Annotated in this window: 8 protein-coding genes; 5 read left to right on the forward strand and 3 right to left on the reverse strand. The window is 65.1% G+C overall.

Annotated elements, in window-relative coordinates; all coding sequences use genetic code 11:
• Positions 1–23: 23 nt before the first annotated feature.
• The 3 genes from ACFDR9_RS11815 to ACFDR9_RS11825 are packed head-to-tail and all read right to left on the reverse strand — an operon-like array spanning position 24 to position 2,822.
• Entirely contained in the window at positions 24–1,580 is a 1,557-nt protein-coding gene (locus ACFDR9_RS11815; protein WP_409031119.1) for a murein L,D-transpeptidase, read from the reverse strand.
• Positions 1,581–1,624: 44 nt separating this feature from the next.
• Positions 1,625–2,221 carry a DUF882 domain-containing protein gene (locus ACFDR9_RS11820; protein WP_017879302.1) on the reverse strand — a complete coding sequence of 199 codons (597 nt, stop codon included), beginning with the start codon at positions 2,219–2,221 and terminating at the stop codon, positions 1,625–1,627.
• Between the two features lie 46 nt (positions 2,222–2,267).
• Complete coding sequence (locus ACFDR9_RS11825) at positions 2,268–2,822, reverse strand: cob(I)yrinic acid a,c-diamide adenosyltransferase (protein WP_017879301.1); 555 nt, start codon at positions 2,820–2,822, stop codon at positions 2,268–2,270.
• Positions 2,823–3,229: 407 nt separating this feature from the next.
• Here ACFDR9_RS11825 and ACFDR9_RS11830 point away from each other — a divergent pair, with 407 nt between their 5' ends.
• The 5 genes from ACFDR9_RS11830 to ACFDR9_RS11850 form a co-directional block, all read left to right on the forward strand.
• Positions 3,230–3,502 carry an MbtH family protein gene (locus ACFDR9_RS11830; RefSeq protein ID WP_409031120.1) on the forward strand — a complete coding sequence of 91 codons (273 nt, stop codon included), beginning with the start codon at positions 3,230–3,232 and terminating at the stop codon, positions 3,500–3,502.
• A 167-nt stretch (positions 3,503–3,669) separates the two neighbouring features.
• On the forward strand, positions 3,670–4,815 hold the full coding sequence (locus tag ACFDR9_RS11835) for a zinc-binding dehydrogenase (protein WP_026133507.1): 1,146 nt from the start codon (positions 3,670–3,672) through the stop codon (positions 4,813–4,815).
• A 52-nt stretch (positions 4,816–4,867) separates the two neighbouring features.
• Positions 4,868–6,667, forward strand: coding sequence for a fatty acyl-AMP ligase (locus tag ACFDR9_RS11840; RefSeq protein ID WP_409031121.1), 1,800 nt, complete (start codon positions 4,868–4,870; stop codon positions 6,665–6,667).
• Between the two features lie 13 nt (positions 6,668–6,680).
• Complete coding sequence (locus ACFDR9_RS11845; protein WP_409031122.1) at positions 6,681–14,339, forward strand: SDR family NAD(P)-dependent oxidoreductase; 7,659 nt, start codon at positions 6,681–6,683, stop codon at positions 14,337–14,339.
• Positions 14,339–16,407 (forward strand): non-ribosomal peptide synthetase (locus ACFDR9_RS11850; RefSeq protein WP_409031123.1); only part of this gene is annotated, 2,069 nt, incomplete at its 3' end. The genes ACFDR9_RS11845 and ACFDR9_RS11850, both read left to right, overlap by 1 nt.

Raw genomic sequence — 16,407 nt, forward strand, 5'->3', positions numbered from 1 at the left:
TCGGCGTAGCAACAACTTCCGCCCTACGACGCTTTTGGCGGGCTGCGCCTTGCGCTTTCTTTTGACTTCAAGGCGGTATCGAGCAACTTGTCGTTGCCGTAGATATCGTTGAAGAAATACACCTTGCCATCGTTCTTGGCGATCACGGTGCCGTAGGCGATCACCACCGGCAGCGGGCGCTGTAGCCGTATTGTGTGGGACTTGCCGCTGCCCATCGCGTCGCGGATGCGCTGCTCGGTCCATTCGGCTTGGTCCTGCAGCACGAATTTCGCCAGCGCGACCGGATCTTCGACGCGGATGCAACCATGGCTCAGGTCGCGCCGGTCGCGTTTGAACAGCGGCACCGCCGGCGTGTGGTGCAGATAGATGTTGTCGCTGTTGGGGAAGATGAACTTGATGTCGCCCAGCGCGTTCATCGGCCCCGGCCGCTGGCGGATGCGCAATTCGCCGCGCATCACGGCATCCAGGTTGGCCGCCGACAATTGTGGCACGGTGGTGCCGGCGGCGCTGACGAATTCCAGGCCCTGCTTGCTGAAGTGGGCCGGGTCGCGGCGCAGCCGCGGCACGGTTTCCGCCTTAGCGATCGACGGCGGAATATTCCAGTACGGGCTAAATTCAATGTTGAGCATGTCTTTGACGAACAGCGGCGTGCGCGTGTCGAGCGCCTTGCCAACGATGACGTTCATGCGCAGTTGCGCGCCGCCATCCTTCACCTCGTAGGCGCGCAGCACGAACTCCGGCACGTTGACGACGATCATCCGTTCGCCCAGCAGCAGCGGGGTCCAGCGCAGGCGTTCCAGCGTCAGTTCGATTTGCCGGATGCGCGCCGCCGGCGAGGTGTTGAGCTGCACCAGGGTGCCCTTGCCGACGACGCCGTCGGCGGCCAGGCCGTGGCGCAGTTGGAAGGCTTTGACGCCGTCGACCAGGGCGTCGCGGTACTGCGCGCCGCCTTTCGCGTCCGCCGGCAAGTCGCCCAGTGCGCTCAGCCGCCGCGCCAGGTCGGCGGCGCCGGCGTAGGCTTGGCCGGGTGCCAATTTGCCGCCGGCGGGGGCGGGCAGGGGTTGTTGCAAGGCCGGGTGCGCGCCCAGCGCGCGGTATTGTTGCAGCGCCTGGCGCAAGCCCGCGTACAGCGGCAGTTGCGGCGCCGCGGCCCGCACCGCGGCCGGCAGCGTGTGCGTGGCGACGGCGTCGGCGACATAGCTGGCCGGGTCCAGTTGCTTGGGCGGCAAGGCGAACGCGGCGTGGACGTCGCGCGGATTGATCCTGCCGAAATGCAAGTCGGAGACGTAGCGTTCCATGGCCGCGCTCAGCGTCCGCGCCAGGCTGGCCTGTTCCGCGCCCGTCAATGGCGCCGCGGCGCCCAAGGCGCGCGCCAGCATGTCGACCTGGTAATCGTCGGGATTGAGGCCGTCGGCCGGGGCCGATTGCAAAATCGCCAGCGCCTCGCCGGCCTCGGCGCTGGGACGGCCGTCGACAAACCAGGCCGCGCCGCCCTCGGCGTGCGCGTTGCCGGCGTTGGCCAGCAGGAAGGCGCTGAGTACCACCCCGGCGCCGCGACCGCGCCAACCGCGTAAATTCATTGCTTGTATCATTTTCACTCGTATTATTTGCAGGTGCGGCGCCTTTACCAGGTGCGTACCCTGCCGATGTCGACGTGGACGAAGTCCGATTCGGGATAGTAGCCGACGCCGCCGCCTTGCAGCGCGATGGCGGCGCGGCGCACGTCGGCCAAGTCGCGGCCCGGCACGCGGACGTCAATCGCCAGGCCGTCCATGTGCAGGCTGCGGGTGGCGACGCCGCTGTGTTTGTTTTTCTTTTGCAGCATGGCGTTGGTGGCCGGCGAACGGTAGCCGGAAATGACCTGGAAGCGTTCCTGCGTGTCGAGCGCGGACGAGAGCAGGAACAGCAGGTCCAGCAGGCCCTTGTTCATGTCGCCGACCTGGTTGGAGCGGTGGTCGCGCAGCAGGCGGCTGACTTCGCTCAACCCGTCCGGCTGGTAGATGCCGTCGGCCCAGTAGACGGTGTTCGATTGCTCGCCGGTGTGGGTGTTGTACAGGCGCAGGGTGCGTTCCGGCGCGTTGGACGGCGGAACGGCCGCCATCGCCTTGCCGCCCATGGCGCTGGCCAGCGCCATGCCGCCGGTTTGCAGAAACCGGCGGCGCGGCGGCGCCGGCGTGTCGAACGAGGCGGCGGCGCGCCGGTTTGGATTGAATATAGTCATCGTATTCCCCTTGGTGTGCACCCGGCCCGATAGCCCCGTGCGGTGCTTATCCGCGCTTGCGTTCGTGCTGCCACAGGACGTCGCCGCCGCCGCCGAAGCGGTTGAGTACGCGCGAGAGCACGAACAGCAGGTCGGACAGGCGGTTGACGTATTGGCGCGGGTGGTCGTGAATGGTTTCGGCGTTGCCCAGCGCGACGATGCTGCGCTCGGCGCGGCGGCAGATGGTGCGGCAGATGTGCGCGATCGACGCCGCCCGCGAGCCGGCCGGCAGGATGAACTCGGTCAGCGCCGGCAAGTCGGCGTTGTATTTTTCCAGCAGATCGTCGAGGCGGCCCACGTGCACTTCGGTAATTAACTGGTAGCCGGGGATGCAGATTTCGCCGCCGAGGTCGAACAGGTCGTGCTGGATACCCACCAGTTCGTCGCGCAGCGGCTCCGGCATGGTTTCGCACAGCAGCAGGCCGATGTGGGAGTTCAACTCGTCGACGTCGCCCATTGCGTGCACGCGCACGCTGTCCTTGCTGGTGCGGCTGCCGTCGCCCAAGCCGGTGCTGCCGTTGTCGCCGGTGCGGGTGGCGATTTTAGAAAGGCGATTGCCCATGCTCGATCCTGTTCGGTGGAAGAATGAAGCGAGGATACGTCAAATCGTCGCCCCTGTGGTGAATCCGGCTCCGGTGCAGGCCTTCCCCCGCCTACCGACGGCGCGGTGTCGGCGGCGGAAAAAGGATACCAACAAGCGTATCCGCGTCCGCGCCGCCGGGTTAGATAGTTATAATTTTGTTACATTTTGATAGAATCTTGTCAATAAAATAGCGTAGAATCATTGTTTGCATAAATACAACTATTATAATTGGGAAATCTAGCGGATATATCAATTAAGCGCGTAGAACGTTTTTCGCTACCCGTTTATCCCGAGCCGGCGCGCGCCAGGTCCGCAAAGAGTTGTCTGAGCTGGCATTCATTGGTTTATTTGTAAATATCTACTTTTAATCATGCAAGGGTTTCCCCATGTTATCTGAAAACGCCTCCGCTGGACTCGTGTATGAAGTCGTGGTGAACGACGAAGGGCAGTATTCAATATGGCCGGCTGACAAGGCCATCCCCTTGGGTTGGCATCTCGCTGGCAAGCGCGGAGTACGCGAATCCTGCCTGGAATATATCAATGAGGTGTGGCTGGACATGCGTCCCCTCTCGCTCAGAAAGCACATGGCTGCCACTCCACACACCGCCGGCGGGGTCGCCACCCTTGCTGCGATCGAGGAAGCCGAGGCGAGCCGCTAAGCTCGGCGTGCTGGACTTGCCGGGCTTGCCGAAGCGCGGACGCATGCCGTCCAGCCTTCCATCTGTTAGTCGACATTAACGAAATCCCCCTGCTGGGCTGAGTTGCACTCCGATACGTCGGGGTGTAGACGCGCGGCGGTCTTTTCTTGAGATGGGTTAAAGATTCCATGATTGATACAGAAGCTTGGGTGCTGCGTGCCGGTTCGGGTATTCCGGAGCCGGGCGTGCTGACGCGTGAAATTTTTTCATTCAAGCCGATCACCGAGCAGGAAGTGCTTGCCGAGCCGATTTATGGCTGCTGGGAAGGCAACATGGCGCATGCCATCAGCCGTTGGCCGCTCGACATCTGCCGCCAGCGGGGCGAACCGCGCGTGGTGCTTGGCAACGCCGGCGTCGTGCGGATCCTGCGGGTCGGCGCGGCGGTCGACAACGTCAAGGAGGGCGACCTGTGCGTCCTGGTCAGCGTCGATCTATGGGATGCGTTCGGCTATCCAGTCAAGATCCTCGCCTACGACGCGCCCGGCACGATGGGCGTGCTCGCCAAGCAAATGAAGCTCCACGCCAGCCAGGTTTATCCGCTTCCACGCAATTCCAAACGTTCGCTCCAGCAGTGGGCCAGCTTTCCCATCCGTTACGCCACCGCGTGGGATAACTGGAAAGTCGCGTATGGCGCCTTGCGTCTGCAAGTCGATGAAACAGAGGCGAAGTCGCCGCATGTGTGGGCGTGGGGCGGCGGCGTCTCGCTGGCCCAACTGATGCTGGCGAAGTCCCAGGGCTGCCGCGTGGCCATGGTCGCGTCCGACGACCGGCGTTTGGCGCTGTGCCGGAGCCTGGGCTTGACCGCGATCGACCGGCGGCAATTCCCGGACCTGATGTTCGACGAAAAAAAATTCAAGGAAGACCTCGACTACCGCAAGCGTTACGTGCGCTCGGAGGGGATTTTCCTGGATCTCGTCAAAGAACACACCGGTGGCGCCGGCGTGTCCATCTTTATCGACAACATCGGCGGGCCGGTGTTCCGCGCGACGCAAAAGTCGCTCGCGCGCCAAGGGGTGATCACCACCTGCGGCTGGAAGGAAGGATCGGAGCTGCAGGTCAATCGTGCCAACGAGTGCATCAACCGGCATATCCATGTTTACACGCACGGCTCGCGCAATACCCACGAGGCCCTGCTTTACGCGGAAGAACATGACTGGATGGTGCCGTGCACCGACGCGCCCTGGTCGTGGGACGACATTCCCGAACTGGCGCAACAGTACGCGGAGGGAAAGATCTCAAGTTATTTTCCGATTTTCAAAGTCAACGATCTGTAGCCTGGCGTGCGGGAGCCGTGACGGTGGATGTTAAAAACATTGGGGAAACAAGATGACGCTTGAGAATGCACAGCAACACGTGGACGGAAGAAATTTCCCTACCTTGGTCGAACTGTTGAAATGGCGCGCGCTGCACCAATCGCAGCAGGTGGCGTATACCTTTCTCGTCGACGGCGAGGACGACGCCGTGTCGATCACCTTTGGCCAACTCGACCGGCGCGCCAAGGCGATCGCGGCGCAACTGGCCGCACAGGGGGTAGGGGCGCAAGCGGTCCTGCTGCTGTATCCGGCCGGCCTCGAATTCATCGTGGCTTTCTTCGGCGCCTTGTATGCCGGCGCCATCGCGGTGCCCTTGTACCCGCCGCACCGCAACCGGCCCGACCAACGGTTGGCCGCCGTCATCGCCGATTCGGACGCGCGCTACCTGATGACGACCGCCGATATCCTCGGCGAGATGGCGCGCTATGTGGCGCAAACGCCGGCGCTGGCCGCGCTGCGCGGCATCGCCACCGATACCGATACCGCGGCGTGCGCGGCGCTGGCGCAGCCGGCGCAAACATTGCCGCATCCCTCGCACACCGCCTTCCTTCAGTACACCTCCGGGTCGACCAGTAGCCCCAAGGGCGTCATGGTCAGCCACCGCAACCTGATGGCCAACCTGGAACTGATCAGGCAGAGTTTTGGCCACACGGAAAAACTGAAAATGATCGGCTGGCTGCCATTGTTCCACGACATGGGGCTGGTCGGCAACACGCTGCAACCGCTGTACGTCGGCGGCCAACTGGTGTTCATGTCGCCGGTGCATTTCCTGCAAAATCCGATGCGCTGGCTGCGCACCATCTCGCGGCATCGGGCGACGACCAGCGGCGGGCCGAATTTCGCCTATGATTTTTGTGTCCGCAGATCGACGCCCGAGCAACGCGCGGGCCTGGACTTGAGCAGCTGGGAGGTCGCCTTCAATGGTGCCGAACCGGTCCGGCTGGAAACCCTCGACCGCTTTGCGGCGGCCTTCGCGCCCCACGGTTTTCGCCGCGGCGCCTTCTTGCCGTGCTATGGCATGGCCGAGGCGACCTTGCTGTTGGCCGCGGGCGACCGCGGCCAACGGCCGGTCAGCCTGAGGCTGGACAGTGCGGCGCTGTTGCAGGACCGGGTCCGCGTCGCCGCCGACGATGCCGGGAAGGTCAGCAACAACGTCGGTTGCGGGCAGATTGCCGATGCCGAAAAAATCGCCATCGTGGATCCGCAAACCCTGTCGGCCTGCGCGCCGGATCGCGTCGGCGAGATCTGGGTGGCCGGCGACAGTGTGACCCAGGGCTATTGGAACCGGCCCGCGGAAACCCGGGAAAAATACCACGCGCGACTGGCCGGCAGTGACGCCACCTTCTTGCGCACGGGCGACCTGGGCTTCATTCATGGCAATGAGTTGTTCATCACCGGGCGCCTCAAGGATTTGATCATTATCCGCGGCGCGAATTACTACCCGCAAGACATCGAACGCAGCATCGAGGAAGCCCATCCGGCGGTGCGTGAAAGCTGCTGCGCGGCATTTTCGGTTGAGGTCGAGGGTGAGGAGCGCCTGCTCGTGGCGTTGGAAGTGGATCGGAAATATGTGCGTGCGCTCGATCTGGACGAATTGACGATGGCGGTTCAACGCAATGTGTTCCTGCACCATGAATTGCGCCCGCATGTGGTGTGCGTGCTGAAGCCGGGCGGCATTCCCAAGACATCGAGCGGAAAAATCCGCCGCGGCGCCTGCAAGGACGGCTTCTTGAACGGAAACCTCGACCTCTTGACGGATGCGTCCATTCCCAAGCCCGACAGTAGCACCAAAAATTCTTTGGAAACAGCTTGAGGAAGCGATACAAATGAAGCCCACGAGTATGCACGTCGACGCCGCCGGAGCGGATTTTGCCACCCTGCTGGATGTATTGGCCTGGCGCGCCGAGCATCAGGCCGACCAGACCGCCTACATCTTCCTGGCCGACGGCGAAACGCAAGAAATTCGCCTCAGCTATGGCGAACTGGATAAAAAAGCCCGCGCCATCGCGGCGCGCCTGATTGCGCTCGACACCGGCAGACAGCCCGTCGCGCTGCTGTATCCGTCCGGGCTGGATTTCATCGAGGCGCTTTTCGGCGTGCTGTACGCGGGCGCGATCGCGGTGCCCTTGTATCCGCCGCGCCGCAACCGCCCCGACGAGCGCCTGGCGAGCGTCATCAAGGATTGCGGCGCGCGCCTGTTCCTGACGACCCGCGCCGTCGTCGACGAGTTGCCGCTGTCGACGCAGCCAGCCTCGCCGCTGCACGGCATGCGCTGCCTGACCACGGACGATGTGCCGGCCGAGGCGGCAGGCGATTTCCCCGGCGTGCCGCGGCAGCCGTCCGCCACGGCCTTCCTGCAATACACCTCCGGCTCGACCAGTACGCCCAAGGGCGTGATGGTCAGCCACCGCAACCTGATGGCCAATTTGGAGCGCATCAAACAGAGTTGCGGACAGCCCGACATGCTGGTGGTCGGCTGGTTGCCGATGTTTCACGACATGGGCTTGATATCGAATACGCTGGAACCGCTGTATGTCGGCGCGACGCTGGTGTTCATGTCGCCGGTGCATTTCCTGCAACAGCCGATACGCTGGCTGCGGGCCATTTCGCGTTACCGGGCGAGCACCAGCGGCGGCCCGAATTTCGCCTATGAGTTGTGCGTCAGCAAGACCACGGCGGTAGAGCGCGCGGGCCTCGATCTTGGCCGTTGGAACGTCGCCTTCAACGGCGCCGAGCCGGTACGTCTGGACACCCTGGAGCGTTTTGCCGCCGCTTTTGCGCCCAGCGGCTTTCGCCGCAGCGCATTTTTCCCCTGCTACGGACTGGCCGAGGCGACGATTCTGGTGGCGTCGGGGCGCCGCGGCGAGCGTCCGGTCAGTATTGGCCTGGACGCCTCGCTGCTGTTGCAGGACCGGGTCGGCGCCGTGGCGGGCGGCGGCGACGGCGTGCGCGTCAGCGTCGGCTGTGGCCAGATCGCGGACGAAGAAACGGTCCTGATCGTCGATCCGCAGACCTTCAGTGTCTGCGCGCCAGACCGCGTCGGCGAGATATGGGTCGCCAGCGAGAGCGTCGCGCAAGGCTATTGGAACCGGCCGGCGCAGACGCTGGAAACCTTCGGCGCCCGCCTGGCCGGCGGCGACAGGCCTTTCCTGCGCACCGGCGATCTTGGTTTTGTACAAGACAAAGAACTCTTCATTACCGGCCGCCTGAAGGACTTGATCATTCTGCGCGGGCGCAACTATTATCCGCACGATATCGAACAGACCATGGAGCAATCCCACCCGGCGCTACGGCATGGCTGCGGCGCCGCCTTTTCGCAGGAGCGCGACGGCGAAGAGCAACTGGTGCTGGTGGTTGAAGTGGAACGGCAGCATGTGCGTCGGCTCGATGTCGAGGCCTTGTGCGCGGCGGTGCGCGACAGCGTTTTTCTTCAGCACGAAATTTGGCCGCATGCGCTCTACCTGTTGAAACCCGGCGGCATTCCCAAAACATCGAGCGGGAAGATACGCCGCCGTGCTTGCAAGGAAGCATTGCTGGACGGCACGCTCGATGTGCTGCACGCCTGGCGCGACGGTACGGCGGCGGCGCCGGCGCCGGCTGCGCCAGTGGCAACGGCGGCGGCGCAGGCCGTGCGCGACTGGCTGAAAGCGCGCGTGGGCGAGTATGCCAAGCGCGCCGCCGCGGAGATCGATATTCACAAACCGTTCGCCGAATACGGCATCGACTCGCTGACCGCCGTGCGCTTGTCGGGCGAACTGGAGCAGCACCTGGGACGACGCCTTGCGCCGACCCTGCTGTACGACTGCCCGACCATCGACCTGCTGGCCAACAGCCTTGACGCGGCAGCGCGGGCGCCGGCGCCGGCGCCGCTGCCGCCGCCTGGCGCCGGCGCCGCCGAGCCGATTGCGATCGTCGGCATCGGCTGCCGTTTCCCCGGCGCCGCCGGTGCCGCGGCGTTCTGGACTCTGCTGCGCGAGCAGACCGACGCGATTACGCAAGTTCCGCCGGAGCGCTGGCCGGTCGACGCCTTCTATGACGCGGCGCCATCGGTGCCGGGCAAAATGAATACGCGCTGGGGCGGCTTCCTGGAAAACATCGACCGCTTCGATGAAAACTTCTTTGGCATCTCGCCGCGCGAAGCGGTGACGATGGACCCGCAGCAGCGGCTGTTGCTGGAAACCGCCTACGAGGCGCTGGAGGACGCCGGCATGCCCGCCGCCGGACTCAAGGCGTCGCGCACCGGCGTATTTATCGGTATCTGCAACAACGACTATAGCGCGCTGCTGTCCGGCTCCGGCGGCGCCATCGATCCGCGCTGGGCGACCGGCAACGCGTTCAGTATCGCGGCCAACCGGATTTCCTATGTCTTCGACTTGAAGGGGCCCAGCCTGGCGGTCGACACCGCCTGTTCCTCCTCCCTGGTGTCGGTGCACCTGGCGTGCCAGAGCTTGTGGAGCGGCGAATCGACGCTGGCGCTGGCCGGCGGCGTCAACCTGATCCTCAAGCCCGATGTGACCATCAGTTTTTCCGCCGCCGGCGGCACCAGCCCGGACGGGCGCTGCATGGCGTTCGGCGCCCAGGCCAACGGCATGGTGCGCAGCGAAGGCGTGGGCATCGTCGTGCTGAAGCCCTTGTCGCGGGCGCTGGCCGATGCCGACCAGATCTACGCGCTGATCCCGGGCAGCGCGGTCAACCACGACGGTTTAAGCAATGGCATCAGCGCGCCGAACCAGGCGGCGCAGGAGGCGGTCATCCGCGCCGCCTTCCAGCGCGCCCGGCGTCCGCTGGACCAACTCCAGTACGTCGAGGCGCACGGCACCGGCACCCTGCTGGGCGATCCTATCGAGGCGCATGCGCTCGGCCAGGTATTGCCGGCCGGCCGCACTTGTGCGATCGGGTCGGTGAAATCGAATATCGGGCATACCGAAGCGGCCGCCGGGATCGCCTCGCTGATCAAGGTCGCGCTGGCATTAAAGCATGGCCGGATACCGGCCAGCCTGCACAGCGCGGTACCGAATCCCTACATCCCTTTCGATCGATTGGGTTTGCGCGTGCAGCGAACCGAGGCCGCCTGGCGCGACCAGGGCGGGCCGCACCTTGCCGGAGTCAGCGCTTTCGGCTTCGGCGGCACCAACGCCCACGTCGTGCTGGAACAGGCGCCGGCGCTTGGCGTTGCGCGGCCCGCGCCGGCGCCGCGCACGGTGAAACTGTTGCCGCTGTCGGCGCGCACGCCGGAGGCCTTGCACGAGCTGGTCCGCGCTTACCTGGATTTGCTGGAGCAGCCTGCGGATGCGCTGAACCTGGACGCGCTATGCCACAGTGCGGCGCTGCGCCGCGACCACCACGCGTGCCGCTTGGGCATCGTGTTTGCCGACCGCGATGAACTGGTGGAGCGCTTGCGCGCCTTCCTTGCCGGCGAGATGCTGGCGGGCGTGTCCTATTTGCCTCGGCAGCCCGGCGGACAGCCGAAACTGGCCTTTGTCTTCTCCGGCCATCGCGGCCAGGCTTGGAGCCTGAGCCGCGATTTCCTGGACAGCGAGCCGGTCTTTTTCGACGTCCTCAACCAATGCGCACAGTTGTTTCAGGAATACGCGGATTGGCCTTTGCTGGCACGCTTGTGTGGCGAGCAGGGCGGGGCGCTCGATCCGCAACAGCTCGACGTCTACCATCCCTGCCAATTCGCCTACCAGGTGGCGCTGGCCGCGTTGTGGCGCGCCAAAGGGGTGCAGCCGGCGGCCATTGTCGGCCACAGTTTCGGCGAAGTGGCGGCGGCCCATGTGGCCGGCGCGCTTAGCCTGGCCGACGCGACCCGGATTATTTTCTTGCGCAGCCGCTGCCTGCGGGACGGCGCGGCGGCCGCGGCCGGGCGTGGCGCCATGGCCACCGTCGAAATGCCGCGCCTGGAAGTGCAAGCCATCCTCGACGCGGAAGCGGCGGACGTCGCCATTGCCGTCAACAACAGCCCGACCTCGGTGGTCCTGTCGGGCAATGCCGCGTCCGTGGCGAAACTGGTCGCGTCCTTGAAGGCGCGGCAGGTGTTCTGCAACATCCTCGACACCCCGGGCGCCGGCCACGATCAGAGTATCGATGTGGACGCGCTGACGCGCGCGCTGGCGGGCATCGCGCCGACATCGGCGACGCTGCCGCTGGCGTCGTCGGTGCTGGGCAAGATGATCGACGGACGCGACATGGACGCCGCTTACTGGGCGCGCAACATCCGCGACGCGGTGCTGTTCGCCGATGCCGTCGGCGCATTGATCGACGCCGCGTGCGACACCTTTATTGAGATCGCGCCGTATCCGCCGGTGTTGTCCTACGCGATATCGCAATGCCTGCGCCATGCCAAGCGCGAAGGCGCCACGCTGCCGGTGCTGCGCCGCAACGCCGACGAGCAGATGCACTTGTTCGGCGCCTTGGGCGCCCTGTATGCCCAGGGTTATCCGCTGCAATGGGATCGGGTCTATCCGGCGCCGCAGCCCTTTGTCGCGTTGCCGACCTATCCATGGCAGCGCAAGGCATTTTGGGTACCGGCCGCCGCCGCCGCCGCGCCAGCCGCGCCGCCGTTGGCGCCGGGCGGCCATGCGCTGCTCAAGCAGAGCCGGCAATTTGCCGCCAACCCCGGCGTGCGATTTTGGGAAATTGCCGTCGATGTCGCGGCGTTTCCGTTTTTCGCCGACCACAAGGTCCAGGGCGCGATCATCCTGCCGACCACCGCCTACCTTGAAATGGCGCTGGCGGCGGGCCAGCAGGTATTCGGCTGCAACAATTGCGTGCTGCAAAACCTGGTCATCCGCAAGGCGCTGTTCCTGCCCGAGCGGGACGCCAGAACGCTGCAATTGATCCTTACTGCCGGGCCGGAACAAAGCGCCGCTATCCAGTTTTTCAGCCGGCCCCAAGTTTGCGCCGACGACGCCGCTTGGACTTTGCATGCGAGCATAGAGCTGTGCCGCGCCCAGGATGCGGCGGCGCCGGTATCGGATTTTTCCGCCGCGACGCTGGCGCTGGATTATCCGCAGACGATTTCCAGCGGCGAGCACTACAAGGTGCTGACCCACAAAGGGGTGGCGTACGGCCCGGCCTTTCAGGGCGTGAACAGCTTGTGGCTGCGCGACAGGGAAACGGTTGGCGCGGTGCAATTGCCGGCCGCCCAGGTGAACGACGCCTATCTGCTGCATCCGGCCCTGCTCGACGCCTGCCTCCAGGTATTGGCCGGGCAATTGCACCAGAATGAAAGCGCACTGCAGAAAAATGACCTGTTCTTGCCGGTCGGCGTAGGCAGTTTGACCGTCTACGCGCTGCCGCCCGCCGGCGCCGCATTGTGGAGCCGCGCCTTGCTGCGCTCGGCCGTCACGCCGGACATGAGGCGGGTGGAGGGCGACGTGCAGATCCTCGACCAGGCCGGCCGCGTGCTGGTCGAGGTGCATGGCCTGGCGTTGGAGCGGGTCGGCTTCGGCAAGGCATTGGCCTACCAAAACGCCGATGCCTGTCTGTATGACGTGCAATGGGACGCGGTCTCGCGCGAGCACGCCGATGGCGCTTCCCAAGGGCTGCCCCCAACGCATTGGGTGGTGTGCGGCGACCACTTGCTGGGGCCGGAGATTGCGCGTGCGCTGCGCGGCCGCGGCGAAAGCTGCAGCCTGGTCCTTGCCGGCGCCGAGTTTCGGCGTACCGATGCGCACTGTTTCGACATCGACCCGCTGGCGCCCGACCACTACGCGCTGTTGCTGCCGCAGCTGCTCGACGACGCTGGTGGACGGGCCATGAATATCCTGCATTTCTGGAGCTTGCTACCGGCATCCGCCGAAGCCGGCGCGGCCGATTGGTGGCATGGCCCCTGCGAATCCGGTTGCCTGAGCCTGCTGCAATTGCTGCAGGCCCTGGCGGCCGGGCAGACCTCGCAGCGCGTGAATTTGAGCGTGCTGACGCGCCAGGGCCAGGCGTTGCAAGGCGAAACGGTGGCGCCGCCGCAGGCCGCGGTATGGGGCCTGGGGAAAGTCATCGCATTCGAACACCCCGAACTGGCCTGCTCGCTGGTCGATGTGGCCGCCGACGCCGGCCTGGACGACGTCGCCGAATTGCTGGAAGAATTGCGCGCGGTGCAGGGCAAGGCGCTGCAGGTGGCGTTGCGCCGCCACGGCCGCTATGAACCCCGGCTGCGCCGCTTGTCCCTGGAGGCCGGCGCGCCGTTGCGCGGCAAGCACTTGCCGCCGGCCGTCAATGGGCGCGAAGATGAAACGCTCGCGTTGCGGGCCGACGCCAGTTATCTAGTGACCGGTGGCCTGGGCGGCATCGGCCTCGGGATTGCGCAATGGTTGTGCCTGCGTGGCGCGCGCAATCTGGTGCTGCTGGGACGAAGCGCGCCGTCCGACGCGGCGGCCGCGGCGATCAAGGTGCTGGAAGCGGCTGGCGCGCGGGTGCATGTCGCCAGTGTCGACGTTGCCGACCCGGCACAACTGGCCGGCGTGCTGGCGCGGATCGCGCAGACGATGCCGCCGCTGCGCGGTGTTGTCCATGCCGCCGCGGTGGTCGATCCCGGTTTGCTGCAAAACCTCGACGCCGGGCGCTTCCAGTCGGTCATGGCGCCCAAGGCGGGCGGCGCCTGGAACCTGCACAGCCTGACCCTGGGCTTGCCGCTGGATTTCTTTGTGATGTTTTCCTCGGTGGCATCGTTGTTCGGTACGCCGGGACAGGGGAATTATGTCGCGGCCAATGCGTTTCTGGACGGGCTGGCGTATCAGCGGCGTGCGCTTGGCTTGCCGGCCCTGAGCATCAATTGGGGCGGCTGGTCGCAAGTTGGCCTGGTGGCGCGCCACGCCGGCGCGGCGGAAATATTCGCGCTGCGCGGGTTTGAAAGCATGACGCCCGAGCAGGGCTTCGCCATGCTCGAAAAGCTACTGCGGCATGCGTTGCCGCAGGTGGCGGTGATGGCGACGAACTGGCGCCAGGTGTGCGAGACCTATCCACAGATCGGCAACATGCCGTTTTTCGCGGCCCTGTTGGCGGCGGAGCAGACCGGCGCTACCTCGACCGGCAAGCCCGTCTCGGTCTTGTCGCGCGGGGAGTTGTTGGCGATGTCGGCGCAGGAGCGGCAGCACTGCTTGCAAAGGCATCTGGGCGCGCACCTGGCGAAAAGCCTGGGCATTGCCGCGCATGATATCGAAGCGGCGCGGCCGATCAATACGTTGGGCATCGATTCCTTGATGGCACTCGAAATCAAGAACCGGATCGAGAGCGAATTACAAGTAGCGCTGCCGATCGTCAAGTTTCTCGAAGGCGCGAATATTACCGAGATCGCCAGCGTGTTGCGCGAGGAAATTGAACGCGATCAAGTCGTGGCAAGCCAGCCCGCGCCGCCGGCAAGCGCTGCCGCCGCCGCGCTCGACAGCGTACAGGCCGCGCACATGTTGGCCAATATCGACCAGTTATCCGACGCCGAGGTGGACGCGCTGTTGGCCTCGATCGAACTCTCCGAAGGAAATGCCTGATGCACCCTGAAACAGCCCATACCGCCGCCTCCGTCGCCGAGCAAAAGCGCGCCCTGTTGAAGCGCAAGCTTGCGCAGGCGGCGATGACGGCGTATCCGCTTTCGCACGGGCAGCAGGCCTTGTGGTTCTTGCACACGATGGTGCCCGATAGCGCGGCCTACAACATCGCCTTCGCCGTCCGGATACGCTCGAGCTTGGATGTGGAAAAACTGCGGCAGGCGTTTCAGACGCTGATCGGGCGTCACGCCGCCCTGCGCACCACGTTTTCGCTGAAGGACGGCGAGCCGGTGCAGGTGGTGCATGGGCATAAGGAATTCTCGCTGGAGCAGATCGACGCCGCCGGTTGGGACGTGCAGCAATTGCACCAGCAAGTCGTCGGCGCCTACCGCCGCCCTTTCAACCTGGAGGCCGGTCCGCTGCTGCGCGCCTATCTGTTCCAACTCGACGAACGCGACTGCGTGCTACTGCTATCGGCCCACCACATCATCGGCGACGGCTGGTCGCTGTGGATGCTGCTGGACGAGTGGCGCACGCTGTATGAATTGGACGCGGGCGAAAGCGCCGGCTTCGCGCCGTTGAAACTGAACTACACCGACCACGTGCGGCGCCAGCAAGACATGCTGGCCGGCCCGCGCGGCGCGGCGCTGCGCGCCTACTGGCAGCGGCAACTGGCCGGCGAACTGCCGGCGTTGTCGCTGCCTGTCGACCATGCGCGTCCGGCGCAATTGTCGTATCGCGGCGCCTCCTGGACTTTCCGCCTGGCGCCGCAATTGACGCAAGGCGTCAAGGCGCTGGCCAAGGCCGAAGGCGTGACGCTGTACACCCTGTTGCTGGCGGCTTACCAGGTGCTGCTGTATCGCTATTCGCACCAAGAAAGAATCCTGGTCGGCTCGCCCATGGCCGGGCGCATGGAGAACGACCTCACCGGTGTGGTTGGCTATTTTGTCAATCCGGTGGTGTTGAGCGCGGACCTGTCCGCCGCGCTGACGTTCAAACAATTGCTGGTACAGGCGCGCGAGCGGGTATTGGGCGCGTTGGCGCATCAGGACTATCCGTTTTCCTTGCTGGTCGAACAGTTGCAGCTGGAGCGGGACGGCAGCCGCAACCCGCTGTTTCAAGCCGCGTTCATGCTGCAGAAATCGCAGCAGTCGGACGAATTCATCGGCCTCATGTCCAGCGCGCAAGGCAGCAAGCGGCTGGAATGGAAAAACCTTTCGCTCGAACCGTACGAGTTGATGCAGCAAGAGGGGCAATTCGACTTGACGCTGGAGATGGCCGACGCGGGCGACGCCCTGGTCGGCGTATTGAAGTACAGCACCGACCTGTTCGACGCGGCGACGATAGAAAGGATGGCAGGCCATTTGACGCGCCTGCTGGAAGCGGTGGTAGCCGAGCCGGGCATGCGCGTGGCGGACCTGCCGCTGCTGCCGGACGCCGAGCGGCGCCAGTTGCTGCTGGACTGGAACGACACTGCTCGCGCCTATCCCCAGGATACGCTGCACGGCATGGTCGAAGCCCAAGCGGCGCGCACGCCGGACCGTGTGGCCGTGGCGTTCGACGGGGTGGAACTCAGCTACGCCGAACTGAATGGGCGCGCCAATCAACTGGCCGGCCATTTGCGCGATATCGGCGTCACGACGGAAACCCTGGTCGGCGTGTGCCTGGAGCGTTCGCTCGACCTGGTGGTCGCGCTGCTGGGCATCCTGAAGGCCGGCGGCGCCTACGTGCCGCTGGACCCGGCCTATCCGAGCGCCCGGCTGGCGTATATGCTGGAGCACGCGCATCCGCGCGTATTGCTCACTCAGGACAGCCTGCTCAAGGGCTTGCCGGCCTGTTCCGCCCAACTGTTTTGCATGGACCGCGACTGGCCGATGGCGGCCCAACATGCCGGCGGCAATCCAAAGTATCCGGTAGAGGGCGAGCACATCGCGTATGTCATTTACACCTCGGGTTCCACCGGCAAGCCCAAGGGCGTGCAGGTGCCGCACCGCGGCGTCGTCAACTTCCTGCACACCATGCGGGAAACGCCCGGCGTCGCCGCCGACGACGTGGTGCTGAACGTCACCTC

The sequence above is a fragment of the Janthinobacterium sp. CG_23.3 genome (assembly GCF_046115965.1).
Taxonomy (GTDB): domain Bacteria; phylum Pseudomonadota; class Gammaproteobacteria; order Burkholderiales; family Burkholderiaceae_D; genus Janthinobacterium.

Coding starts and splice junctions, on each gene's coding strand:
- ACFDR9_RS11815 (WP_409031119.1), bottom strand. CDS start 1,580: ATGAATTTACGCGGTTGGCGCGGTCGCGGCGCCGGGGTGGTACTCAGC.
- ACFDR9_RS11820 (WP_017879302.1), bottom strand. CDS start 2,221: ATGACTATATTCAATCCAAACCGGCGCGCCGCCGCCTCGTTCGACACG.
- ACFDR9_RS11825 (WP_017879301.1), bottom strand. CDS start 2,822: ATGGGCAATCGCCTTTCTAAAATCGCCACCCGCACCGGCGACAACGGC.
- ACFDR9_RS11830 (WP_409031120.1), top strand. CDS start 3,230: ATGTTATCTGAAAACGCCTCCGCTGGACTCGTGTATGAAGTCGTGGTG.
- ACFDR9_RS11835 (WP_026133507.1), top strand. CDS start 3,670: ATGATTGATACAGAAGCTTGGGTGCTGCGTGCCGGTTCGGGTATTCCG.
- ACFDR9_RS11840 (WP_409031121.1), top strand. CDS start 4,868: ATGACGCTTGAGAATGCACAGCAACACGTGGACGGAAGAAATTTCCCT.
- ACFDR9_RS11845 (WP_409031122.1), top strand. CDS start 6,681: ATGAAGCCCACGAGTATGCACGTCGACGCCGCCGGAGCGGATTTTGCC.